Origin of the sequence: Streptomyces sp. NBC_00659 (assembly GCF_036226925.1) — a bacterium.
In the GTDB taxonomy this organism is placed as follows: domain Bacteria; phylum Actinomycetota; class Actinomycetes; order Streptomycetales; family Streptomycetaceae; genus Streptomyces.
On record NZ_CP109031.1, the window covers coordinates 1072923 to 1093927 of the forward strand.

A 21005-nucleotide genomic window follows, 5' to 3' on the forward strand; every position below is an offset into this window, starting at 1 on the left:
AGCCGGTCAGCGGCGCGGTCTCGGTGGCAGCGGAAAAAAGCCGCTGGTGCGCGCCGCGTACTCGGCGAAACCCGGGCGCTTGGCCATGTGGCGCTCCAGCATCGGCTTCCCGCTGCCGTTGATCAGGAGGTAGCTCATCACCAGCGGCGACACCAGCGCCACGGCGGCCGCCTGCGGGCTGTCGCACGCGAGCAGGAACAGGCCCCACCAGACGCAGAAGTCGCCGAAGTAGTTGGGGTGGCGGGTCCAGCTCCACAGGCCGCGGTCCATGACACGGCCGCGGTGGGCCGGATCGGCCTTGAAGCGGGCCAGCTGGGCGTCGCCGACCGCCTCGAAGAACAGCCCGAGAGCCCACAGGGCGGTGCCCGCCCAGGCGAAGCCCGTCAGCGGCCCCGGAATGTACTGCGCGGCCTGGACGGGCAGCGACACCAGCCACACCAGCGCCCCTTGCAGGAGGTACACCATGCGCAGGGCGTAGAGGTCACGGCTGCCGGGCGCCTTGGCCAGCAGGGCTTCGTAGCGCGGGTCCTCGCCGTGTCCCCGGCCGCGCCGCGCGATGTGCGCCGCCAGCCGCAGTCCCCACACCGAGGTGAGGACGGTGACGAGCACGCGGCGGGCCTCGTCGCCCTCACCGGCGGACGCCAGGAAGGTGACGAGGGCCACCGCGGTGAAGCCGATCCCCCAGGCGACGTCCACGATCCGGTGCAGGCCCCCGCGTACGGCGACGGCGAAGGTGGCGAGCATGACGGCGAACGCCGCTCCGGCCGCGAGAGCGAGGTTCCGGTCGAACGCCTCCCAGGGGAAACCGCTCATGGCGTGGGATCCTCCTTCGTGAACAGGTACTGCTGGACGTCCAGATAGCCGGAGCGGAATCCGGCTTCGGAGTAGGCGAGATAGAAGGTCCACATCCGGCGGAAGGTCTCGTCGAAGCCGAGCGCCGCGACCTCGTCGGCCCGCTCGGTGAACCGCTCGCGCCACAGCCGCAGCGTTTCCGCGTAGTGCTCCCCGAAGGCGTCCCTGCGCGTGGTGCGCAGACCGGTGTGGGCGCGGGTCACCTCTTCCACCGCCTCCACCGAGGGCAGCAGGCCGCCCGGGAAGACGTACTTCTGGATCCAGGTGAAGGTGTCGCGGGAGGCGAGCATGCGGTCGTGCGGCATGGTGATCGCCTGGAGGGCGAGACGGCCGCCGGGGGCGAGCCGGGCGTCGAGGGTGGTGAAGTAGACGGGCCAGAACTCCTCTCCCACGGCCTCGATCATCTCGACGCTGACCACGGCGTCGTAGGTGCCGGTGGCCTCGCGGTAGTCGCACAGTTCGATGCGCACGCGGTCGTCGAGCCCCGCCCGGCGCACCCGTTCACGGGCCAGGGCCCGCTGTTCGCGGGAGAGGGTGAGCGAGGTGACCCGGGCGCCGCGGGCGGCGGCGCGGATCGCCAGCTCGCCCCAGCCGGTGCCGATTTCGAGGAGCCGTGTGCCGGGTCCCACGTCGGCGAGGTCGAGGAGCCGGTCGATCTTGCGGTGCTGGGCGGCGGGCAGCAGCGTCCAGGAGGCGGGGAAGCCGCGGAAGAGGGCCGACGAATAGCTGAGGGTGTCGTCGAGGAAGAGCGCGAACAGGTCGTTGGACAGGTCGTAGTGGCGGCTAATGTTGTGGCGGGCTCCCGCGGGGGTGTTGCGCTGGATGTCCGGCCGGCGCATCGCCCAGAGCGCCCGCAGTCTCTGCAGCGGTGCCGGGACCAGCCGGGCCGCGTTGCCGGCGAGGACGGTGAGCGCGGCGACCAGGTCCGGCGCGTCCCACTCCCGCGCCATGTAGGACTCGCCGAAGCCGACGAGGCCCTGGGCGCCGATGCGGCGGTGGAAGGCCGCCGGGTCGTGGATCTCGATGACCGGGCCGCCGAGGCCGGCGCGGGTTCCGTCCGCGAACCGCGCCCGCAGCGGCAGTCGTTCGAGCGCCCGCAGCACCACCGCGCGGGTGACGGCCGTGCGGGCCCGCGACGACGGCGGCCGGGCCACGACGTCCGGCCAGCGGAGCGGGTCGGTGTCCCGTCGGGGTGTCCCGACGGGACAGGACTCGGCTGTCGTCATGTCACGCTCTCCTGGTCTCGTCGCGGGGTGCGGGGCTGCACGGGCAGCCCGCGCAGGTAGAGGCGGATGCCGTGCAGCCGGATGGCGGCGGACACGGCGACGGTGGACCAGGGGTGGCGCAGTGCCTGACGCAGCAGCGCGCCGGCCGTGGCCGCCTGCCGTGTCCCGCGTACGGTGGCGGTGAAGGGCCGCTCTCCCGCGCGTTCCAGACCCACCGTCAGATCGAGCCGGCTGCCGGGCTCGGGCAGCCGCATGCGGTAGGCGCCGTCGACGGGGAAGAACGGCGAGACGTAGAACTCCTTGCGGGTCCGCGCGATGCCGCTGTCGTCGGGGCGCAGCAGATACGTGTGCCGTTCGCCGTAGGTGTTGTGCACCTCGGCGACGACACAGCGGGCGGTGCCGTCGGGGTCGTGGCACCAGTACAGGGTCAGCGGGTTGAAGACATGGCCGAGGACTCGGGCGTGGGCGAGCATCAGGACCGGTCCGCCGTGCAGGTCGACACCGTGCGAGGCGAGGAAGCGGTCCAGGCCCGCGCGGATGCTCGGCTGGTCGCCGTCGAAGTGGTCCCGGGGGTCGAAGCGGGCCAACGGGCGCAACGGGTAGGGCAGTTCGGGTGGATGGTCGGGGTCGGTCAGCCACATGTACGTCCGGTGGCGGAGTGCGTACCGGGTGGGACGGGTCCGTACGTGCGCGACCGTGCAGGGATAGAGGGCGGGGACGCCGGTCACCAGGTCACCCCCAGTGCCTCTGCCGCCTCGACCCCGGACCGGCAGCCGTCCTCGTGGAAGCCCCAGCCGTGGTAGGCGCCCGCGTACGCGGTCACCGGGCTGTTCAGGGCGGGGAGACGGTGCTGGGCGGCGACGGACTCGGGCGTGTAGACGGGGTGTTCGTACTCCATGCGGGCCAGGATCCGTGCCGGGTCGACCCGGTCCTCGCCGCCGAGCGTGACGACATAGGTCTCGGGCGCGTCCAGCCGCTGAAGTCGGTTCATGTCGTAGCTGACCCGGACCCGGTCGACGTCGGTGTGGCAGTCGGGCATCAGGTAGTTCCAGGAGGCGCGTGCGCGGCGGGCGCTCGGCAGCAGCGTCGTGTCGGTGTGGAGAAGGGTGGTGTTGCGCGAGTAACGGAACGCCCCGAGCACCTCGCGTTCCAGGCGGGTGGGGTCGGCGAGCAGCCGCAGGGCCTGGCCGGGATGCACGGCGATGACGACGGAGCCGTACGAGGCGGTGGTGCCGTCCTCGGTGGTGACGTCCACTCCGCCGGCGTGGCGGCGCACGGCCCGGACCGGGGTGGAGGTGTGCACCGCGTCGAGTTCCTTGGCCAGTCGGTCGACGTAGGAGCGGGAGCCTCCGGTGACCGTGCGCCAGGCGGGCGAGCCGCCCACCGAGAGCATGCCGTGGTGGTCCATGAAGCGGAACAGGTAGGCGGCCGGGTAGCGGCGGGCCGTGGCCGCGTCGCAGGACCAGACGGCGGAGACGAGCGGGGTCATGAAGTGCCGGGTGAAATAGGGCGAGAAGCGCTGCCGGGTGATGAACTCGTCGAGCGTGAGGGCGTCTTCGCCGCCGTCGGCCAGCAGCCGGCGGGCGGCGCGGTGGAACGCCGGGACTTCGGTGAGCATCCGCAGGTAGGGGCCGTGCAGCGCGCTGCGCGGCCGGGCGAACAGACCGGCGGGACCCCGGGCGCCCGCGTACTGGAGTCCGCATCCCTCGCACCGCACCGACATGCTCATCTCGGACTCCTGCGTGGCGACACCGAGTTCGGCGAACAGCCACAGCAGGTGGGGGTAGGTGCGGCGGTTGTGCACGATGAAGCCCGAGTCGACGCGGTGCAGGCGTCCGTCGGACGAGGTCAGGTCGTGGGTGTGGGCGTGTCCGCCGAGCCGGTCGTCCGCTTCGTAGAGGGCCACGGGCCGCTCTCGGCTCAGCACGTACGCGGCGGTGAGCCCGGCCACTCCCCCGCCGATCACGGCCGTACGCCGGAGTGCTCCCGGGCGTTCCTGTCCGGGGTGCCCTGCGCCGCCGTCCGGAGCGTCTGCCGGCCCGTGCCTCGTTCTCATCGGATTCCTCCCGCGCGGCTCCGGATCGGGGGATCGGAGCTCTCGGGGGTATTCCGAAGCAGAGGGCCGAACGGATGGGCCGGGGCCCGATCTTCCTTCGCGCCGGGCGGAGGAAGGGCCGGACCGCCCGGCGGCCGAACGCCGAAGGCGACCGTTCCGTCACGCCCGGCCACCGGGCCGCCGGGGCGCGGGGACCGCCCTCGCCGCGACGACCGCCGTCACCGGGAGCGACGGTCAGTTGACGTGCCGTTCGTGCCCCTCCCAGTACGGCTCGCGCAGCTTGTACTTCTGGAGTTTGCCGGTGGCCGTCCGTGCCAGGACGTCCCGGAACTCGACCGAGGTCGGCGCCTTGTACCCGGCGAGGCGCTCCTTGCAGTACTCGATCAGCTCGCTCTCCGTGGCCTCCGCGTCCGGAGCGAGGACCACCAGGGCCTTGACGGTCTCCCCCCACTTCTCGTGCGGCACACCGATGACCGCGACCTCGGCCACCGCCGGATGGCTGAAGAGCGCGTCCTCCACCTCGATCGAGGACACGTTCTCACCGCCCGTGATGATCACGTCCTTCTTGCGGTCACTGATCGTCAGATAGCCGTCGTCGCCGATGGATCCGCCGTCGCCGGTGTGGAACCAGCCGTCGGCCAGTGCCCGTTCGGTCTCCGCGGGCTGCTCCCAGTAGCCCTCCAGCACGACGTTGGAGCGCGCGAGGATCTCGCCGTCGGGGGCGGTGCGCAGGGTCACGCCCAGCGCGGGGGCGCCGGCGCGTACCAGTTTCTCGGCGCGGTCCTGCGGGTCGAGGCCGTCCCATTCGGCGCGGGCGCGGTTGACGGTGAGCAGGGGTGAGGTCTCGGTGAGGCCGTAGATCTGGATGAACTCCCAGCCCAGCAGGGACTCGACCCGTGCGACGGTCCTGGTGGGCGGCGGCGCTCCGGCGACGATGATACGGACCCGGTCGCGGCCGGGGATCTCGCCGTCGAAGGACTCGGCTGCGGCCAGCACCGCGTTGACGACGGCCGGGGCCGCGCACATCACCGTGACGCCGTGCTCGGCGACCCGGCGCAGGATCTCCGCCCCGTCGACCTTGCGCAGCGCGATCTGCCGGACGCCGAGGCCCGCCATCGCGAAGGGCATCCCCCATCCGTTCGCGTGGAACATGGGCAGGGTGTGCAGGTACACATCACGGTCGGTGACCCCGGCGTGCAGGGCGAAGGTCGTGGCGTTGACCCAGATGTTGCGGTGCGTGATCTGTACGCCTTTGGGCCGGGCCGTCGTGCCGCTGGTGTAGTTGATCGTCGCGGTGGCGTTCTCGTCCGCCTCCCAGGGCCGGGGTTCGGTGTCGAAGCGGTACAGCTCGGCGTCCGCGGCGGGACCGAGCGTGAAGCGGTGCTTGCAGCCGACCCCGGCGAAGCGGTCGGCCAGTTCGGGGTCGACGAGCAGGACGCTCGCGCCCGAGTGCTCGACGATGTAACTCACCTCGTCGGCCGTCAGACGGAAGTTGACCGGTACGAGGACCCGGCCGTGGCCGCTGACGCCGAAGAAGGAGGTGAGCAGCCGGGCACTGTTGGGCGAGACGACGGCCACGCGCGCGCCGTGCGGGACGCCCAGCGCGTCGAGCCCGGCGGCCTGGGCCCGGGCCAGCTCACCGACGCGCCGGTAGGTCAGCCCTTCCCAGGGCTCGGCCGGCTGGTCGGGTTCGTCGACGACGCCGAGGCGGTCGCCGTACACGGTGACGGCGCGGTCCAGGAAATCAAGCGCTCCGAAAGGGACGAGCATCACGGCCTCCCGACGATCGGACGATGTCCCCTTTCTATCCTGACCCCGCCCCCGCGCATCCGGACAACACACGAAGGAGCCGCGAAGGGCACCGGCCGTGCTGTCCGGACCCATGTACGCGTCCTGGCGTCCTTGGCCTTCGCCCGCCCGGCACGCCACGATCGTCCGATGGACAGCCGACCGACGTTCGACTTGCCCCGGCCCCTGCGCATCGGCGGGCTGGGGCTGCATCTACGCGAGTGGTCCGACGACGACGTCGCGGATCTCGTCGCGCTCTACGACGATCCCGAGATCGACCGGTGGACACCGGTCGTCTCGCCCTTCGACACCCAGGCGGCGCTCGCCTACCTCGCGGCGGCCGAGCAGAAGACCGCCGAGAGGCGAGGGGTGCAGCTCGCCATCACCACGGACGGTGCGCGGCCCCAGGGGGAGATCCTGCTGTTCCCCGGCACGGCCGACGACCGTGACGTCGAGCTGGCCTACGGCGTGGGGGCCGCCTACCGGGGCCAGGGGCTCGCGACCCGCGCGGTCCGGCTCGTCGTGGACTTCGCCCACCGTCGCGTCGGCGGTCGGCGCGTCGTGCTGTGCATCGAGGACGGGAACACCGCGAGCGAGGCGGTCGCCAAGGCGACGGGTTTCGTCCTGACCGACGACGAGCCCGTGGTCCGTACGGCGAAGGGCCGGGACGTCGTGCTGCGGACCTGGAACCATCTCGAACGCGTCGGCTCACGCCTCGGATGAGGGGCCGGGCCGAAGGACGCGACCGCCCAGAGAGCACGGACCGTCCCGGAAGAGCGGCGTGAGGGGCGGACCCGGTCGCGGGCCCGCCCCTCCGTCCGACGGGGTGCTCAGCTCACATTGAGCGCGGTGTCGTCGAGGACGAACGACGTCTGGAGCGTGGAGCCCTCGACGCCGGTGAACTTGATCGTGACCGTCTGCCCGGCGTAGGTGGTGCCCAGGCTGAACGAGCGCTGCGTGTACCCGGACGCGGCGTTCAGGTTCGAGTACGTGGCCAGGGTCGACAGCACGGTACCGCTGCTGTTGACGACCTGGGCCTTGAGGGTGTCGTACGCCGTGCTCGTGGTCGTCTCGGCCGTGTCCACGTGGAGATAGAAGCTCAGGGTGGCCGAGCAGCCCGAGGGGATGGTCACGGACTGTGCGAGCGTGTTGGTGTTGGCGGAGCCGTAGCCGTTGAGCCAGGCCTTGTACGAACCGGTGCGGGCCGCCTCGCCGGCGCTGTTGGTGATGACCCCGCTGGTGGCGGTCCAGGACGTGCTGCCCGACTCGAAGCCCTGGTTGGCGAGCAGTTGCGCGGCCGTGCAGGTGCCGCCACCGCCGCCACCGCCGCCGCTGGTCGTGCCGGCGAGCCAGTCGGTGGCGTTCAGGGCGAGGGCCTTGTTGGTGGCGCCGGTGTCGTTCCAGCCGTCGTACAGGGTGTTGCCGGACTGGCCGGTGCCGTCGTCGATCGGGGAACTGTCGCCCCAGAACGCGACCTTGCCGCTGCCGAACGTGCTGGTCGCGAAGAACGCGCCGGTGTTCCCGGAGTAACCGGTCCGGTAGAGCAGGCCCTTGACGGCCGAGTTGTCGGCCGGCTTGAGCGTGGCCGTCGTCCCGCTGGCGATCAGGCTCTTGGTGACGGTACCGAACGAGCCGTGCAGAATCGTGTTGGTGCTGTCGCTGATGGCGCTCGGATAGTCGGAGCTGATACTCAGCGTGTCGACGGAGAAGCCGAACGGGTCGGTGCTGTCGACGCTGTTGTTGCTCATCAGGTCGTTGAAGATCTCGACCGCGTCGTAGCCGTCGCTGTTGCGGTCGGCTCCGGTGTGGTCGGAGATCATGAAGAGGCCGCCGCCGTTCTTGACGAACGTCATGATGGCGGTCTTCTCGGCCGTGGTGAACAGCGTGTTGGGCTCGGGCAGCACCAGCTCGTCGAAGTTCGACAGGTCGGTCGCGGCACTGCCCCCGTAGGTGAGGCTGGAGCCCGAAGGCAGCGTCTTCAGGCTGTAGTTGCCCGTGTTCTGCAGGGCCACGCCCCAGGAGGACAGGGCGCCCGTCCAGGAAGTCTCCGAGGTCGGGCTGGAATTCTGGCCGAGCGGGTCGGGCTGACTGGTGGAGATGATCCAGTCGGCGTTGCCCGCGGTCTCGGCGTGGCCGTTGTCGAACAGGACACGGTGGGGGGTGGCCGCGCGGGCGGGAACAGCGGTGGCCGCCTGGAGCGCGGCACCCGTGACGAGCAGTCCGAACAGGCCCAGGGCGGTGGTGAGTCTGTGACGGGACTTCCTGAATCCGAGCATCCGACGAACCTCCGGTAATGAGGGGGGAGAGGCGGTGCGGGCGCCAAGTCTGCGCGCGTAGAACGGAAGTTGACTGTCTCCCGTTCAACAGATTATTGAACGGTACATGTCCAAACGCGAGTTGCCCAGGGGGCGGACGGGGTGCGCCGCGGGCCCTCCGGCGGCATGTCCACGGGTGCCTGCGCGGCGGCGGACTGGCCGGGCCCGATGCGGGCAGATACATGACTACGGGGGACCGACCAGGAGGGGCGGAGATGGAGATCTCGGGCGTCATCAGTGCCATCGTCATCGGCATCGTCATCGGTGTACTGGGCCGGCTCGCCGTGCCGGGACGCCAGCGCATCGGCATCCTGTGGACGATCGTCGTCGGCATCGTGGCGGCGTTCATCGGGTCGGGGGTCGCCGCCGCGTTCGGCGTCGCCGACACCAAGGGCGTCGACTGGATCGAGTGGCTCATCCAGATAGGCCTCGCCGCGATCGGCGTCACCGCACTGGACCGGGCCAGGGGGCGTCACTGAGCGGCCGGCGCCGGGCCGGAACCGGCTGACGGACGGCGCTCGCCGAATTGCGTTGCCGGGCGGGGGTGTGTGCGGCTACGTTCTGCGGGTTTCGCATGCCTGCGCCGCCACCTCACGGAGACACCTTGCCGCCACGCATCACGCCGTTGACCGATCCCGGCTCCTCCCCCTCGAACCGACGACTGGCCTGGCTGGCCTCGGACGCCGAAGGGGTCCCGGTGGGCTCGGCGTACCTTCGGCTGTCCGGCGGGAAGGGGCGGGACCATCGCGCCGAGCTGGAGATCGCGGTGCACCCGGCCGAGCGGCGCACCGGAGTGGGCGGCGCCCTTCTGGACGCCGCCCTGACCGCCGCGCGGGGCGACGGACGCCGGTCGCTGGTCGCCACCGTCACGGCCGGCTCCCCCGGTGAACCGTTTCTCACGGCCCATGGATTCCGCCCGGTGCTGGCTCTGACGTTCGCCCGCCTCCCGCTGCCGGAACTCGACCTCGAAGCGGTGACCGCGATCGCCGAACGCCCGCACCCCGGCTACGCGTTGACGAGCTGGGACGGCGTCGTGCCGCCCGAACTGGCGCACACCTTCGCCGACTCCCGCCGGGCCATGGACGACATGCCGATGGAGGACAGCGACCACGGCATCGACGTCTGGGACGTCACGCGGGTCGTGGCCGTGGCCGAGGCGGTTCTCGAACGGGGCGACGCTCTGCACACGGTGGCCGTGGTGGACCGCTCGGACGGCTCCGTCGCCGGATTCTCGGAACTCGTCGTACCGGGCGGCGGGCGCGGCGACGCCCAGCACTACGGAACGGGCGTCCTGCCCGGGCATCGCGGCCACGGCCTCGGGCTGTGGATGAAGGCCGAGTCGATCCGCGCAGCGCGTCTGCGGTACCCGGAACTCACCGGACTGCTGACCGACACGGCCGACAGCAACGCGCACATGATCGGCATCAACGACGCGCTCGGCTATCGGCCCACCCACCGGGAGCTGGAGTACCGGCTGGACCTCTGAGGGGCAGGCGCAAGGACAGGGACAGGGACAGAGCCAGGGACAGCGGCTCGCTCCGGGACGCCGGTCCCCCAGGTCCCGCGCCGAGTCCCGCACCGGTCACGGGGGCCTCGGCCGGAGTTCCCGGCCGGGACTCTGCGCCCGGCGACGGACTCCTGTGCCGGACGGCCGCATTCAGCGCGGCGACATCACCCCCGGCCGCGCGCGTCGCCGGCGGCCGGGGTCACCCTTCGTACACGTACGGCGTGGTCGTGGTGAGCGGCTGGAAGCCCAGCCGGGTGAGGATGGGGCGGCTCTGGCTGGAGGCGTCGACCTGGACGTAGCGGTAGCCGCGCTCGGCGGCGACACGGGCCCGGTGGGCGACGAGGGCGCGGTAGATGCCCCGGCCCCGCCAGGCCTCGACGGTTCCGCCGCCCCACAGCCCGGCGAACCGGGCCCCCGGCGGAAGTTCCATGCGGGCCGCGCTGACCGGGACGTCTCCGACGAGCGCCACGACGGCGACGACCGTGTTCGGGTCGCCGGTGAGCTGGGCGAGCAGCTGGTGGCGCAGCAGGGTGCTGTCGCCGCCGAAAGCCTGTTCATGGACGTCGGCGACGAGGGCCACGCCCGCGCGGTCGGTGACGGGCAGCAGCCGTACGCCCTCGGGCGGTTCCCCGTCGAGGGCCAGATCGCTCAGCTCGGCGACCATCAGCGTCTCCTCGGGCTGGGCGGTGAAACCCGCGGCCCGCAGTCGCTGCCCCAGGTCCTCGGGCCGGTCGTGCCCGTACAGCTTCCACTCGAAGCCACCCCCGAGCGAGGAGAAGAAGCGCACCTGTTCGGCGATGGCCGCGTCGGCGCTCGTCGCGTCGAGGTCGGACCAGACCACCCCGTTCCAGCCCTTGTCGGCGCCGACCTGGCGCACCACCTTGCCGGCGCGCTCGACTCGGGCGCCCGGCGCGTCGGGCCGCGCGCCTTCCCGCATGTCCCGGTCGAACAGCGCCAGTACCGCTACGTGATCCATGGGGTCACTTCAACATCCCGGGACGAACGGGGCAACGGGATAAGGCGGTGTCCTCCCTGTTCATCACTCGCCAGGCGTCACCGCGCGTACGCCCCGGACATGAGGGCGTCCGGGAGGGCCCTTCCGCAGGGCCCGCCCGGACGCCGGTTCTGTGCCGCTCCGGTCAGCCGGTGGGGGCCAGCTCCTGCTGCGGGACGGAGCTCAGGGGCGTCGCCTGGACGCGGCGCAGGCCGGTCAGGCTGACGAACACCAGGGAGAAGACGCCCGCGAGGGCGAAGGCGGTGAAGCCCGCGGTGGTCGAGCCGGTGGCGAGCAGCTGGCCGCCGAGCCAGGGGCCGAAGACGGCGCCGAAGCGTCCCATTCCGGAGGTCCAGCCGACCGCGGTGGCACGGTTGTCGTCCTCGGAGCGGTGCGCCACCGTGGCGTAGATCATCGCCTGGGCGCTGAAGAGGAACATGCCGGTCAGGAAGACGACGGTGTAGGTGAGGGGCAGCGCCATCTTGAAGCTGAGGGAGTAGATCCCGATGGCGGTGGCGCCGAACCAGATGGCGGAGATGCGCGAGCCGCCGAACCTGTCGGTGAGGCGTCCGCCGATCAGCATGCCGACGATGCCGCCGAGGTTGATGACGATGACGAAGCCGATCGAGGAGCCGAGGTTGTAGCCGTTGGCCTTCATCAGCGAGGGCAGCCACTGCGAGACGCCGTAGACGAGGAGGAGACCGCCGAAGGACGCGATCCAGAAGAGCAGGGTCTGCATCCACCGGCCACCGCGGAACAGGGCGGTGACGGCGCTGAAGCGGTCGGCCACGGCCTGGCGCTCCTCGGCGCGGGCGGCCAGGTCGACGCCGTAGCGGTCGGCGAGCGCGCGGGCCTCGTCGGTACGGCCCTTGGCCTGGAGGAAGGACATCGACTCGGGCAGGAAGGCGGCCGCCAGCGGAACCCCGATGAACAGCGGTATCACGCAGATCCAGAAGGAGACCCGCCAGTCGCCCGTCCCGAGCGCCACGAATCCGGCGACGATGCCGCCGGCCTGGTGGGCGGTCATCAGGGAACCCACGATCAGGGCGCGGCGGCCCTTCGGCGCGTATTCGGTGACCATGGTGATCGCGCTCGGCAGCAGGCCGCCGAGGCCGAGGCCGGCCAGGAAGCGGCCGAGACTGAAGACGCCCAGGCTCCCGGCGGCGGCGCAGACCGCGGAGGCCAGCGAGAACACGGCGGTCGACGCGATGATCGTCTTCTTGCGGCCGACCCAGTCACTGACGGTGCCCGAGCACAGGGCGCCGATCAGCATGCCGAAGGTGGCGTAGGAGCCGACGTCGCCGGCCTTGCCGGGGTCGATGCCGAGCGCCTTCGTCTCCAGCATGTGCGGCAGCACGGAGCCGTAGATGAACATGTCGAGGCCGTCGAAGAGGACGACCAGCCAGCAGAGGCCGACGACGATCGCGGCCAGTCTGCTGCCGCCGCGAGCGGGCAGGGCGAGGGAGGAGGACATCGTTGTTTCCTCTCGTCCAGGAGGTGGGGGCCCTGGAAGGGGATCGGGGACGCGGGTCGACGCGGCTCGTGCGGCTGACCCGATTATGCGACAGACGCTAAGAGTGAAGCCCCAGAGTGTCAACGCTTTTGTCAACAATCTGCGAAACAATCAGGCCACCCCTCGCGACCCTGGCACGGGCGGCTGAGAGGCAGGTGAAAACGCGCACGGGCGGCACACGATCGGTGCCGCCCGCACGTATGTGCTGACTGGAACGGTTCGCTCAACAGTTCGACACCCGACGGGACGCCACCGGGTGGTCAGCCGATGGGCGGTGTGCCGTGGGTATGGAAGGACTCGATGGTCTTCAGGCCCCAGGCCTGGCCCTTCTTCCGCTCGTTCTCGGTCCAGGTGACCAGGGGCCAGTCGGGGGCCAGGACGAGTCGGGTGAGCGGGTTGCACAGCTCGATGCGGTTGCCGCCGGGTTCGTAGACGTACAGGAAGAACGTCTGCTGGATGGCGTGCTTGTGCGGGCCCGTCTCGATGAACACACCGGTGTCGATGGCGAGGTCGGCGGCGCGCAGGATGTCCTCACGGGTGTCCGTGGCGAACGCGATGTGGTGCAGGCGCCCGCTCGAACCCGTCCAGTCCTCCGTGTAGACGACGTCGTACGACTTGTTGCTGAAGGTCAGCCACTGGGCGGCGATCCGGCCGCTGTCGAGCTGGATCTGCTCGGTCGGCCGGGCCCCGAGCGCGTCACGGACGAAGTCTCCGTTGGCGGCGACGTCGGAGGCGAGGAAGTTCACGTGGTCCAGGCGTCGTACGCCGACCCCGTGACCGGGCTTGGCCTGCGGCTGGTTCTTCAGACCGGGCTTGAGATGGTCGGGCGCCTGATACCACTCGCTCTCCCAGTACAGGGCGAACTCGTGACCGTCGGGGTCGGTGGTGACGTAGACCGGGCCGAGCCCCGGCTCGTCGTTCACCCAGCGGCCCTCGCGGCCGGCGCTCTCGATCTCCTTGACCCGGCGCTGGAGGGCCTCCTCGCTGGAGGCGCGCAGGGCGGTGCGGCGGATGCCCGAGGTCGTGTGGGCGGTGAGGGTCAGGCTGTGGTGCTCGTAGTCGTCCCAGGTCCGCAGATAGACGGAGTCTCCGGAGCGCCCGTTCTCGGTCAGACCGAGGTAGTCCGTGAAGAAGCGGACGCTGGCGTCCAGGTCGGGGGTGAGCAGTTCGACGTGCCCGAGGTGGGCGATGTCGCCGAGCGGCGGGGCCATGGGGCCTCCTTAAGGGTGATGTGCGGCTCCGGCCGGCCGGGGGAAGACCGTGCCGTCGAAGATCTTGCGTGCGGTGCGGACGACGGCGGTGCGCCGGGCCACGGGTGCGGCGCCCCCGGGGCCGTACTCGACACCTGCTTCGATGTCGAGGAATCCGGTGGGGTGTTCGATACGCAGCCGGTCGCCCCGTTCGGGCGGGCGCGCCACGGCGTGTCCGACACCGCCCTCCACGCGCAGCCCGGCGGCGACGCTCGCGGCGCCGAGGACACCGATGGAGGTGTGGCAGCGCACCGGGATGAAGGTGCGGGTCATGACGGCTCCGCCGGCGCGGGGCGGGGCGAGCAGGGTCAGCTTGGGCACGGTGGCGTTCTCGACGTCCCCGAGACCCATCAGCTTGCCCGCCTCCAGGCGGATCTCGCGGAGCCGGTCGGCCAGCGCCAGATCCTCCTCCAGGTCCTTGGGTGCCTCGTACCCGGTGACACCCAGCGAGGACGCGGCGATCAGCACGGTCGGCATGCCGTTGTCCACGCAGGTCACCGGGATGTCGGCGACGATGTCCCGGGCATGGCCGGTGGGCAGCAGCGGGCTGCTCCCCCGCGGGAACTCGATCACCACCGGAGCCGCCGTCCCGGGCACTCCGGAGATCTCGGCGGAGCCCGTGTAGACCACGCGCCCGCCCTCGGTGGGGAAGCTCGCGACCGCGAGGTCCCCGGAGTTGACCATGCGGACGCGTACCGAGGTACGGCCCTCCCCCGACTCGACCAGTCCGCGTTCGACGGCGAACGGGCCGACCCCGGCGAGGATGTTGCCGCAGTTCTGACGGTCCGACACTTCTGCTTTGTCGACGGCGACTTGGAGGAACAGGTAGTCGACGTCGGCGGCGGGGTCCGCGGAGACCGAGACCACGGCCACCTTGCTGGTCAGCGGGTGGGCGCCGCCCAGGCCGTCGATCTGGCGCGGGTCGGGGCTGCCCATCACGCGCAGCAGCAGGTCGTCGCGTCCGGCGGTGTCCCCGGGGAGGTCCCCGGCGAGGAAGTAGGCGCCCTTGGAGGTGCCGCCGCGCAGGAGCATGCAGCGCACCTCGTCGGGCCCGCTCATGGCTTGGCTCCGTCCGGGAAGCGGGGCCCGCTCATGACTCGGCTCCCGGATCCGGCCCGGAAGCGGGGCCCGCTCATGGTGTGGCTCCGTCCCGCACGTAGTCGTCGTACGACGTGTAGGTCACGCCCAGGCGGACCAGGGTCTCGCGCAACCCGTAGCGGTCCAGGCCGAGTTCGCCGTCGAGGAAGGCGGCGCGGGCCAGCGCCTCCTTGCGCTCGCGGGCCGCGGAGGCCTCGGCGACCTCGCGGGCTTCCTCGCGCGGCACGCACACCACGCCGTCGTCGTCGGCGAGGATCACGTCGCCGGGCCGGACGATCTGGCCGCCGATGGCCACCGGCACGTTCACGGAGCCGCCGGTCGCCTTCACGGTGCCCTGCGGGCTGACAGCGGCGGACCAGGCGGCGAAGCCCATCTCCCGCAGTTCGACGGTGTCCCGGATGCCGGCGTTGATCACCAGACCGCGCACACCACGCCGTTGGAGCGCGGTGGCGAACAGCTCGCCGAACATGCCGTCGGTGGAGGGCGAGGTGGTGGTGACGACCAGGATGTCGCCCTCTCCGCACTGCTCCACAGCGGCGTGGATCATGAGGTTGTCGCCGGGCCAGGACAGGACGGTGACCGCGGTGCCCGCGACACGGGTGTCCTGCTGGACGGGGCGCAGATGCGTGCCGAGCAGGCCGGTGCGGCCCATGGCCTCGTGCACGGTCGCGGTGCCGTATCCGGCGATCGCCTCGACGTCCTTCGCGTCCGCCTTCGGCGGGCCGGTGACGATCACGCCGCTCATGCCAGCTCCTTCGCGATCTGCGGGTAGGGACGCATGAACGCCTCGGCCATGGTCTTGTGGGCCAGGCCCAGGTTGGGGCCGGCGTTGCGCTTGAGCTGGACCCCGCGGCGCACGGCGAGGTCGGTGTAGTAGTCCCACAGGTGCTGCTGGGCGCCGAGGCACTCCATCGCCTTGCGCTTGGTCTCCCACACCTCGGTGATGTCGAGGAGGACCTCGGGCCTGAAGCCGCTCATCTCGGGCTGGTGGGGCTCGAAGTAGAAGACGGGCGGGGCACCGATGATCTCGCCCTCGCCGGGATAGCCGATGGCCTGGGCGAGGACCCTGGCCTCCAGCGCCATGCGGTGGGCGGCGGGGTGGTCGCCGTTGTACGGGTCCTCGGCCGGGTGGGTGAGCACGACGTCCGGCTGGGTCTCGCGGTAGAGCGTCACCAGGCGGTCGGTGAGCTCGGCGGTGACGGTCAGCGGGTAGTCGCCGGCGTCGAAGAAGCGGACCGCGGCGCCGAGCGTGGCGGCGGCCTTCTCGGCCTCCTCACGGCGTATCGCCTTGATCTCGTCGAGCTTCTTGCCCTCGCGCCAGGCCTTGGCGGACTCACCGCGCTCGCCGAAGGTCAGGCACGCGATCGTGACCTTCTCCCCGCGGGACGCGGCCAGGGCGATCGCGCCCCCTGCCCGCCACACGAAGTCTCCGGCGTGCGCGGTGACGACGAGCGTCGATCGTGACGGGCTCCCCCCGGGCTCGGGCGGGGCCGGGGGCTCGGGGGTGGCGGGCGCGTAGCCGTGCGTCATTGCAGCAATCTCCTTGATGGACAGGTGGGCGCCCGCCTCGGCTGTCCGTCGCACCGCGCGTCGCCGCGCGGTGCGTCAGTCGCGCAGCGCTTCGATCACACTGCCGAGGTGAGCGCGGACGGCCGTTTCGGCCGCCTGCGGGTCCCTGGCCGCGATCGCCTCGATCATGGCCAGGTGTTCACTCAGGGACTGCTGCGCGCGACCGGGACGCAACGCCAGCTGGAAGCGGTGGCGAACCAGTTGGGCGTTGAGCCGTTCCAGGAGTCCCACGGCCGTCCGCTGGCCGGAGAACTCCCTGATCCGAGCGTGTACTTCGTGGTTCAGCTCGGAGTAGGTGATGGGTTCACCGTCGCCGACCGCCTTGACCATGGCGGCGCCCAGGTCCGCCAGCTCGGCGAGCTGGTCGTCGGTGGCCAGGACGGCCGCCTTGGCGGCGCAGAGACCTTCGAGGGCCATACGGCACTCGGTGATGGCGACCGCTTCCTCCACGGTCACCACCCGGACGCGTGATCCGCGGTTGCGGATCCGTTCGACCAGTCCCTCCGATTCCAGCTCGATCAACGCCGCCCGCGCGCTGGCCCGGGTGACACCGAACTGCTCGGCGAGTTCGTTCTCCACCAGCCGCTGGGCCGGTGCCATCTCTCCGCGCAGAATCGCCTGCCGCAGCTGCACCAACGCGTGCTGCTTGGCCTGCTCGCCGGTGCCTGGACGGGCTTCCGTCTGCATTGCGCCCTCCCTGAGTGAGTGCCTGTCGAACGTAAATCTAGACCAACAAGATTGTCAACAATTTTGTTCGGCATGTTGCCGACCGTGCGGCGGCGGAACCCTCGGCTCCGTCGCCGCACCGGGAGACGCAGGGCCTGTGCCGGAGCCGGGGCGGACCCGAGGACGGCCGGAGGGGCGCTCATCTCGTGCGACGCGACCGCCATGGGCCCGGCGCGGCACGTTCGCGTAGAGGCCCGGCGGGTTCACGGCACCGGCAGGGCCGGGCGCCGACAGCGGAGCGGCCCGGTGCCGCGGCAGACGGACAGCGTCTGCCGCGGCACCGGGCCGCCGGGGATACGAAGACGTCCGGGAGCTACCCCCGGACCTCGGGCACGGTGATGCCGAACCCGGCCGCGCTCTCGGTCAGTTCGCGCCACACCTTGACCGCCACGGGCACCCCCTCCCCCGTGCGCAGCGCCGCGACCGAGGCGCTGCGCTCCCCCGGGTAGAACACGCCCTGCGCTCCGTCCGCCGGAGTCAGCGCCTTGAGCGTGGCGAGCGTGGCGTCGACGGCCGCGGTGAACTCCCCGGCGTCACCGAAGGCCGCCGGGTCGATGGCGACGATCAGCGCGTTCTGGCGGTGCTTGCGGCCTTCGGGATCGTCGGAGTGGAAGGCGGCGAAGATGGGCGCGCCGACGAGAACGCTGGTCAGCAGCTCGAAGGCGAGCGACATGCCGGCCCCCTTGGCGCCGCCCAGCGGCAGCGGCATGACCGCCTTGTCCGGATCGGTGGTGGGGGTGCCGTCCCCGGTGGCGGCGGCGCCTTCGGGCAGCGGGGTGCCGCTCGCCCGGGCCTGCCGGATCTTGCCCAGCGCGATGGTGGCGGTGGCCATGTCGAGAAGCAGCGGGGCATGACTCCTCGCCGGTACGGCGACGGCGAGCGGGCTGGTCGCGACCGCCGCGCCCTTGGCCCCGGTGTAACCCATGTTGGGCATGCCGGCGACGAACGCGATGCCGATCAGGCCCTGTTCGGCGATCTTCGAGACGTAGTAGCCGATGGCACCGGTGTGCACGGTGCGACGCACCCCGACGGCCGCGACGCCGCTCGCCCGGGCCCGGGTGACCGCCTCCTCGGCGGCGGCGGTGAGGGCCACCGGTCCCGGCGCTCGGTCGGCGTCGAGGACGGCGACGGCCGGGGTGCTCGACTCGACCGTGATCTCGGGACGGGCGTTGACCACCCCCTTGGAGAGCAGCTCCAGGTAGGCGGGGACACGCGCGGTGCCGTGGGAGTCGACGCCGCGCAGCGCGGCCCAGACGAACACGTCGGCGGTGGTACGGGCGTGCTCGGGGCCGAGGCCGCCCTTCTCGAGGAGGGCCGCGGCGAATCCGCGGAGCTCCTCGGCGGGGACGAGCACCTTGCCCGGCTTGGGCGTCGGGGTGTCGGTCATGGTGGCGGGTGCCTCCTGGATCAGCGGGTGACGAGGACGTCGACGACGGCGGTGGTGCCCTCCGACACGGCCTTGAGCGCGCGCTCCAGGGCGGGAGCGAGCGCGTCCGGCGCGTCGACGGTCTCGGTGTGCATGCCGAACGGCTCGGCGAACCGGGCGAGCCGGGGCAGCCGGCGCAGGTCGGTGCCGAGCCACTCGCCGGTCTCGGCCGCCGCGCCCTCGGGGTAGAACCGGCGATGGTTGAGGTTCATCGACTTGTAGACACGGTTGTTGAAGACCACGATCAGCAGCGGCAGTCCGTACGCGTTCGAGGCGTCGTACGACGGGATGACCGGGTTGTAGGCGAAGGCGCCGTCGCCGATCGTGAGGACCACGGGCCTTTCCCGCGCGGCGAGTTTGACGCCGAGCGCGACCGCGATGCCCTGGCCGAGTCCGCCCTGGACGTAGAAGTACGCGTCGGGCTCGGAGGTCTGCAGATGGCGTTTGACGACACGGCTGTGCGTGATCGTCTCGTCGACGACGATCGCGTCCTGCCCGTCCAGGAGCCCGCGCAGGGTGGCGGCCACGTGCACGGGGTCGACGCCCTCGGATCGCGCCGCCTTCGCCTCGGCGGCCGCGATGGCGGCCTGTTCGTCCGCGTGCCGCTCCTCGTGCTCCGCTCGGCGCACGGTGACGGCGGCCGTGCCCTCGGGGTCCGGCGGCCGTGTGTGCGCCCGCTTGGCGAGCTGGCGCAGGGTGTTGGCGACGTTTCCTTCCAGATAGCGGTCGGCGAAGAGGACTTGGTAGGCGACGTGCGGGCGTTGCGGAACCTCGTCGATGACCACGATCCGCGCCTTGGAGGGGCGGCGCGACGGCGGATAGAAGGGGGCGCGGCAGTTGACGAGGAGGATGAGATCGGCCTCGTCCATCCAGGGGCCGATGTCCGAGCCCGCGTGCAGCGGGTGGGTGCGCGGGAAGTTGCCGCACACCGCCGAGTCGGGTTCGACGACCGGGAGGTTCCAGGCCTCGGCGAAGGCGACCAGGGCCTCGAAGCCGCCCGCCTCGCGGCCCGCCGTCTCGGTGACGATCACCGGGACGGCCGCTTCGCGGATCAACTCGGCGACGAGGTCGGCCTCTTCGGGGGAACTGTGGGTCGAACCCGGTGGGACGACGGGCTTGGCCTCGCGGCCGTCCCACTCCTCCAGCAGGATCTCCAGCGGGATGTCGAGGTAGACCGGTCCGGCCGGTGCCCGCCAGGCCAGTTCGGCCGCCCGCGTGACCATGGAGGGCAGGGTGTGCACCCCGGCGGCCTCGTTGGACCACTTGGTGAACGGCCTTGCGATGCCGTGCGGTCCGCCGACGATGGACAGGTTGCGGTACCACTGACCGCCGGGGTCCTGTCCGGGTCCGTCGCCGTAGGTGGTCGACTCCGAGGAGGCGACCACCATGGGGACGCCGGCCAGCAGGGCTCCGTGGACGGCCATGGAGCCCTGGAGCAGGCCGGGGGCCGCGTGCAGGAGCACGGCCTGCGGGCGGCGGGCGAGCAGGCCGTAGCCGGTGGCCATCCCGACTGCCACGGTCTCGTGGGTGAGGTCCAGGTATTCCGGTGCGGGCTCGCCGTCGCGGTGGCGCCGGGCCAGGGATTCCCAGACCGGGGCCCATTCCGACCCCGAGGAGCAGAAGACGTAGTCGGCGCCGACGGCGTTGAAGGCCGATACGAGCGCTTCACCGCCGTCCTTGCCGCCGGCCCCCGGTGTGTTGCCGGCACCCGGTGTGTTCTCGGTGTCCGTCATCTCCGGTGTGCCCTCAGCCTTCGATCGGCCAGTCGAGGACCTCGGAGATGCCGCGGCCCAGGATCCACTCCAGTTCCTCGGGCGTGAAGTCCCAGTGCTGGGTGAACTGTTCGATGGTGTCGGTGTAGGTGATGCCGTGGCCCAGCAGGCGGGTGATGTCGGTGCCGTAGAAGCACCGCTGGGGGCCCAGCTTGTCGACCATCTCGCGCACGTACTTCTCGATGTTCTTGTTCGGGAAGGGCTGCGTCGAGTAGCCGGGGAGCGCCGAGACCTTGACGTAGATGTTCGGGTGGACGGCCAGGTCGGCGGTCTCCTGGACCCAGTAGCCGATCGCGTCGTCCACGCAGCGGGCCATGATGCCCATGTGGTCGATGATGATCTTCAGGCCGGGGTGCTTGGCGGCGATCTCGCCGAGCTCGCGCTTCCAGATCGGGGCGTGGACCATGGTGGGGATGCCGAGTTCCTCGGCGATCGGCCAGTACCAGTCGTTGGTGCCGTCGATCATCCAGTTGCGGTCCTGCGGGCGGTGGAAGGTGAGCCGGGTCCCCTTGATGTGCGGGTTGTGGGCGAAGTCCTTCAGCATCGCGGTGCCCTCGACGGCGTCGTCCTGCGGGACGCGGGCCATGATGCCGAAGCGGTCCGGGTGGGCCTCGCAGGCCTCGAGGGCGTAGTCGATGCGGTTGCCCTCCCAGGACGGGGGCAGGATCAGCGCCCGGTTGACGCCCGCCTCGTCCATCAGCTCGAGGGCCTCCTCGTAGGAGAACGGTTCCTCGCGGTGTCCGTTGAGGCGGATGCGCTCCCGTGCGCCGGGGACCCAGGGGCGGTCCGGGGTCTCTTCCTTCCAGATGTGGATCTGGGTGTCGACAACGAACATGTCATCTGCCGTTTCTCTGCGGAGGGGTGCCGGGGTGGTGCGGAGGGAACGCTAGGTCGGCGAAAGGCCTTTGCCGAG

At 71.3% G+C, this 21005-nt stretch carries 19 protein-coding genes; 3 read left to right on the forward strand and 16 right to left on the reverse strand.

Going from position 1 to position 21005, the window contains the following annotated elements:
* Positions 1–6 precede the first annotated feature (6 nt).
* The 5 genes from OG410_RS04530 to OG410_RS04550 form a co-directional block, all read right to left on the reverse strand.
* Positions 7–813 carry a DUF1295 domain-containing protein gene (locus tag OG410_RS04530; protein ID WP_329297917.1) on the reverse strand — a complete coding sequence of 269 codons (807 nt, stop codon included), beginning with the start codon at positions 811–813 and terminating at the stop codon, positions 7–9.
* On the reverse strand, positions 810–2078 hold the full coding sequence (locus OG410_RS04535; protein ID WP_329297918.1) for a cyclopropane-fatty-acyl-phospholipid synthase family protein: 1269 nt from the start codon (positions 2076–2078) through the stop codon (positions 810–812). Before OG410_RS04535 ends, OG410_RS04530 begins: the two co-directional genes overlap by 4 nt.
* Positions 2075–2806: a DUF1365 domain-containing protein gene (locus OG410_RS04540; RefSeq protein ID WP_329297919.1), complete on the reverse strand. Its 732-nt coding sequence runs from the start codon at positions 2804–2806 to the stop codon at positions 2075–2077. Before OG410_RS04540 ends, OG410_RS04535 begins: the two co-directional genes overlap by 4 nt.
* Complete coding sequence (locus tag OG410_RS04545; RefSeq protein WP_329297920.1) at positions 2803–4134, reverse strand: NAD(P)/FAD-dependent oxidoreductase; 1332 nt, start codon at positions 4132–4134, stop codon at positions 2803–2805. Before OG410_RS04545 ends, OG410_RS04540 begins: the two co-directional genes overlap by 4 nt.
* Before the next feature lie 234 nt (positions 4135–4368).
* Positions 4369–5904, reverse strand: a complete 1536-nt coding sequence (locus OG410_RS04550; RefSeq protein ID WP_329297921.1) for an AMP-binding protein — start codon at positions 5902–5904, stop codon at positions 4369–4371.
* A gap of 168 nt (positions 5905–6072) precedes the next feature.
* Between OG410_RS04550 and OG410_RS04555 the strand changes: the two genes are divergently transcribed.
* Complete coding sequence (locus OG410_RS04555) at positions 6073–6645, forward strand: GNAT family N-acetyltransferase (RefSeq protein WP_329297922.1); 573 nt, start codon at positions 6073–6075, stop codon at positions 6643–6645.
* Between the two features lie 107 nt (positions 6646–6752).
* On the opposite strand, the gene OG410_RS04560 is transcribed toward OG410_RS04555, so the two are convergent.
* Positions 6753–8198 (reverse strand): hydrolase, encoded by a 1446-nt coding sequence (locus tag OG410_RS04560; RefSeq protein ID WP_329297923.1) that lies wholly within the window; start codon positions 8196–8198, stop codon positions 6753–6755.
* 254 nt (positions 8199–8452) lie between these two features.
* Between OG410_RS04560 and OG410_RS04565 the strand changes: the two genes are divergently transcribed.
* Together OG410_RS04565 and OG410_RS04570 are read left to right on the forward strand one after the other, a co-directional pair.
* Positions 8453–8716, forward strand: a complete 264-nt coding sequence (locus tag OG410_RS04565; protein ID WP_329297924.1) for a GlsB/YeaQ/YmgE family stress response membrane protein — start codon at positions 8453–8455, stop codon at positions 8714–8716.
* Between the two features lie 125 nt (positions 8717–8841).
* Positions 8842–9723, forward strand: coding sequence for a GNAT family N-acetyltransferase (locus tag OG410_RS04570; protein WP_329297925.1), 882 nt, complete (start codon positions 8842–8844; stop codon positions 9721–9723).
* 220 nt (positions 9724–9943) lie between these two features.
* On the opposite strand, the gene OG410_RS04575 is transcribed toward OG410_RS04570, so the two are convergent.
* The 10 genes from OG410_RS04575 to OG410_RS04620 form a co-directional block, all read right to left on the reverse strand.
* Positions 9944–10720 carry a GNAT family N-acetyltransferase gene (locus OG410_RS04575; RefSeq protein WP_329297926.1) on the reverse strand — a complete coding sequence of 259 codons (777 nt, stop codon included), beginning with the start codon at positions 10718–10720 and terminating at the stop codon, positions 9944–9946.
* Between the two features lie 163 nt (positions 10721–10883).
* Positions 10884–12212, reverse strand: coding sequence for an MFS transporter (locus OG410_RS04580; protein ID WP_329297927.1), 1329 nt, complete (start codon positions 12210–12212; stop codon positions 10884–10886).
* Between the two features lie 299 nt (positions 12213–12511).
* The gene (locus tag OG410_RS04585; RefSeq protein WP_329297928.1) at positions 12512–13462 is read right to left on the reverse strand and encodes a catechol 2,3-dioxygenase; all 951 of its coding nucleotides are present in this window, start codon (positions 13460–13462) and stop codon (positions 12512–12514) included.
* Between the two features lie 9 nt (positions 13463–13471).
* Entirely contained in the window at positions 13472–14560 is a 1089-nt protein-coding gene (locus OG410_RS04590; protein WP_329297929.1) for a 4-oxalomesaconate tautomerase, read from the reverse strand.
* Between the two features lie 73 nt (positions 14561–14633).
* Positions 14634–15344 carry a 4-carboxy-4-hydroxy-2-oxoadipate aldolase/oxaloacetate decarboxylase gene (locus OG410_RS04595; protein WP_329297930.1) on the reverse strand — a complete coding sequence of 237 codons (711 nt, stop codon included), beginning with the start codon at positions 15342–15344 and terminating at the stop codon, positions 14634–14636.
* Positions 15341–16129: a PIG-L deacetylase family protein gene (locus OG410_RS04600; protein WP_329297931.1), complete on the reverse strand. Its 789-nt coding sequence runs from the start codon at positions 16127–16129 to the stop codon at positions 15341–15343. Before OG410_RS04600 ends, OG410_RS04595 begins: the two co-directional genes overlap by 4 nt.
* Before the next feature lie 75 nt (positions 16130–16204).
* Complete coding sequence (locus tag OG410_RS04605; protein ID WP_329297932.1) at positions 16205–16855, reverse strand: GntR family transcriptional regulator; 651 nt, start codon at positions 16853–16855, stop codon at positions 16205–16207.
* 352 nt (positions 16856–17207) lie between these two features.
* Positions 17208–18281: an Ldh family oxidoreductase gene (locus OG410_RS04610; RefSeq protein ID WP_329297933.1), complete on the reverse strand. Its 1074-nt coding sequence runs from the start codon at positions 18279–18281 to the stop codon at positions 17208–17210.
* 20 nt (positions 18282–18301) lie between these two features.
* Positions 18302–20053: a thiamine pyrophosphate-dependent enzyme gene (locus tag OG410_RS04615; protein WP_329297934.1), complete on the reverse strand. Its 1752-nt coding sequence runs from the start codon at positions 20051–20053 to the stop codon at positions 18302–18304.
* A 13-nt stretch (positions 20054–20066) separates the two neighbouring features.
* The gene (locus OG410_RS04620) at positions 20067–20927 is read right to left on the reverse strand and encodes an amidohydrolase family protein (protein ID WP_329297935.1); all 861 of its coding nucleotides are present in this window, start codon (positions 20925–20927) and stop codon (positions 20067–20069) included.
* Between the last annotated feature and the right edge of the window lie 78 nt (positions 20928–21005).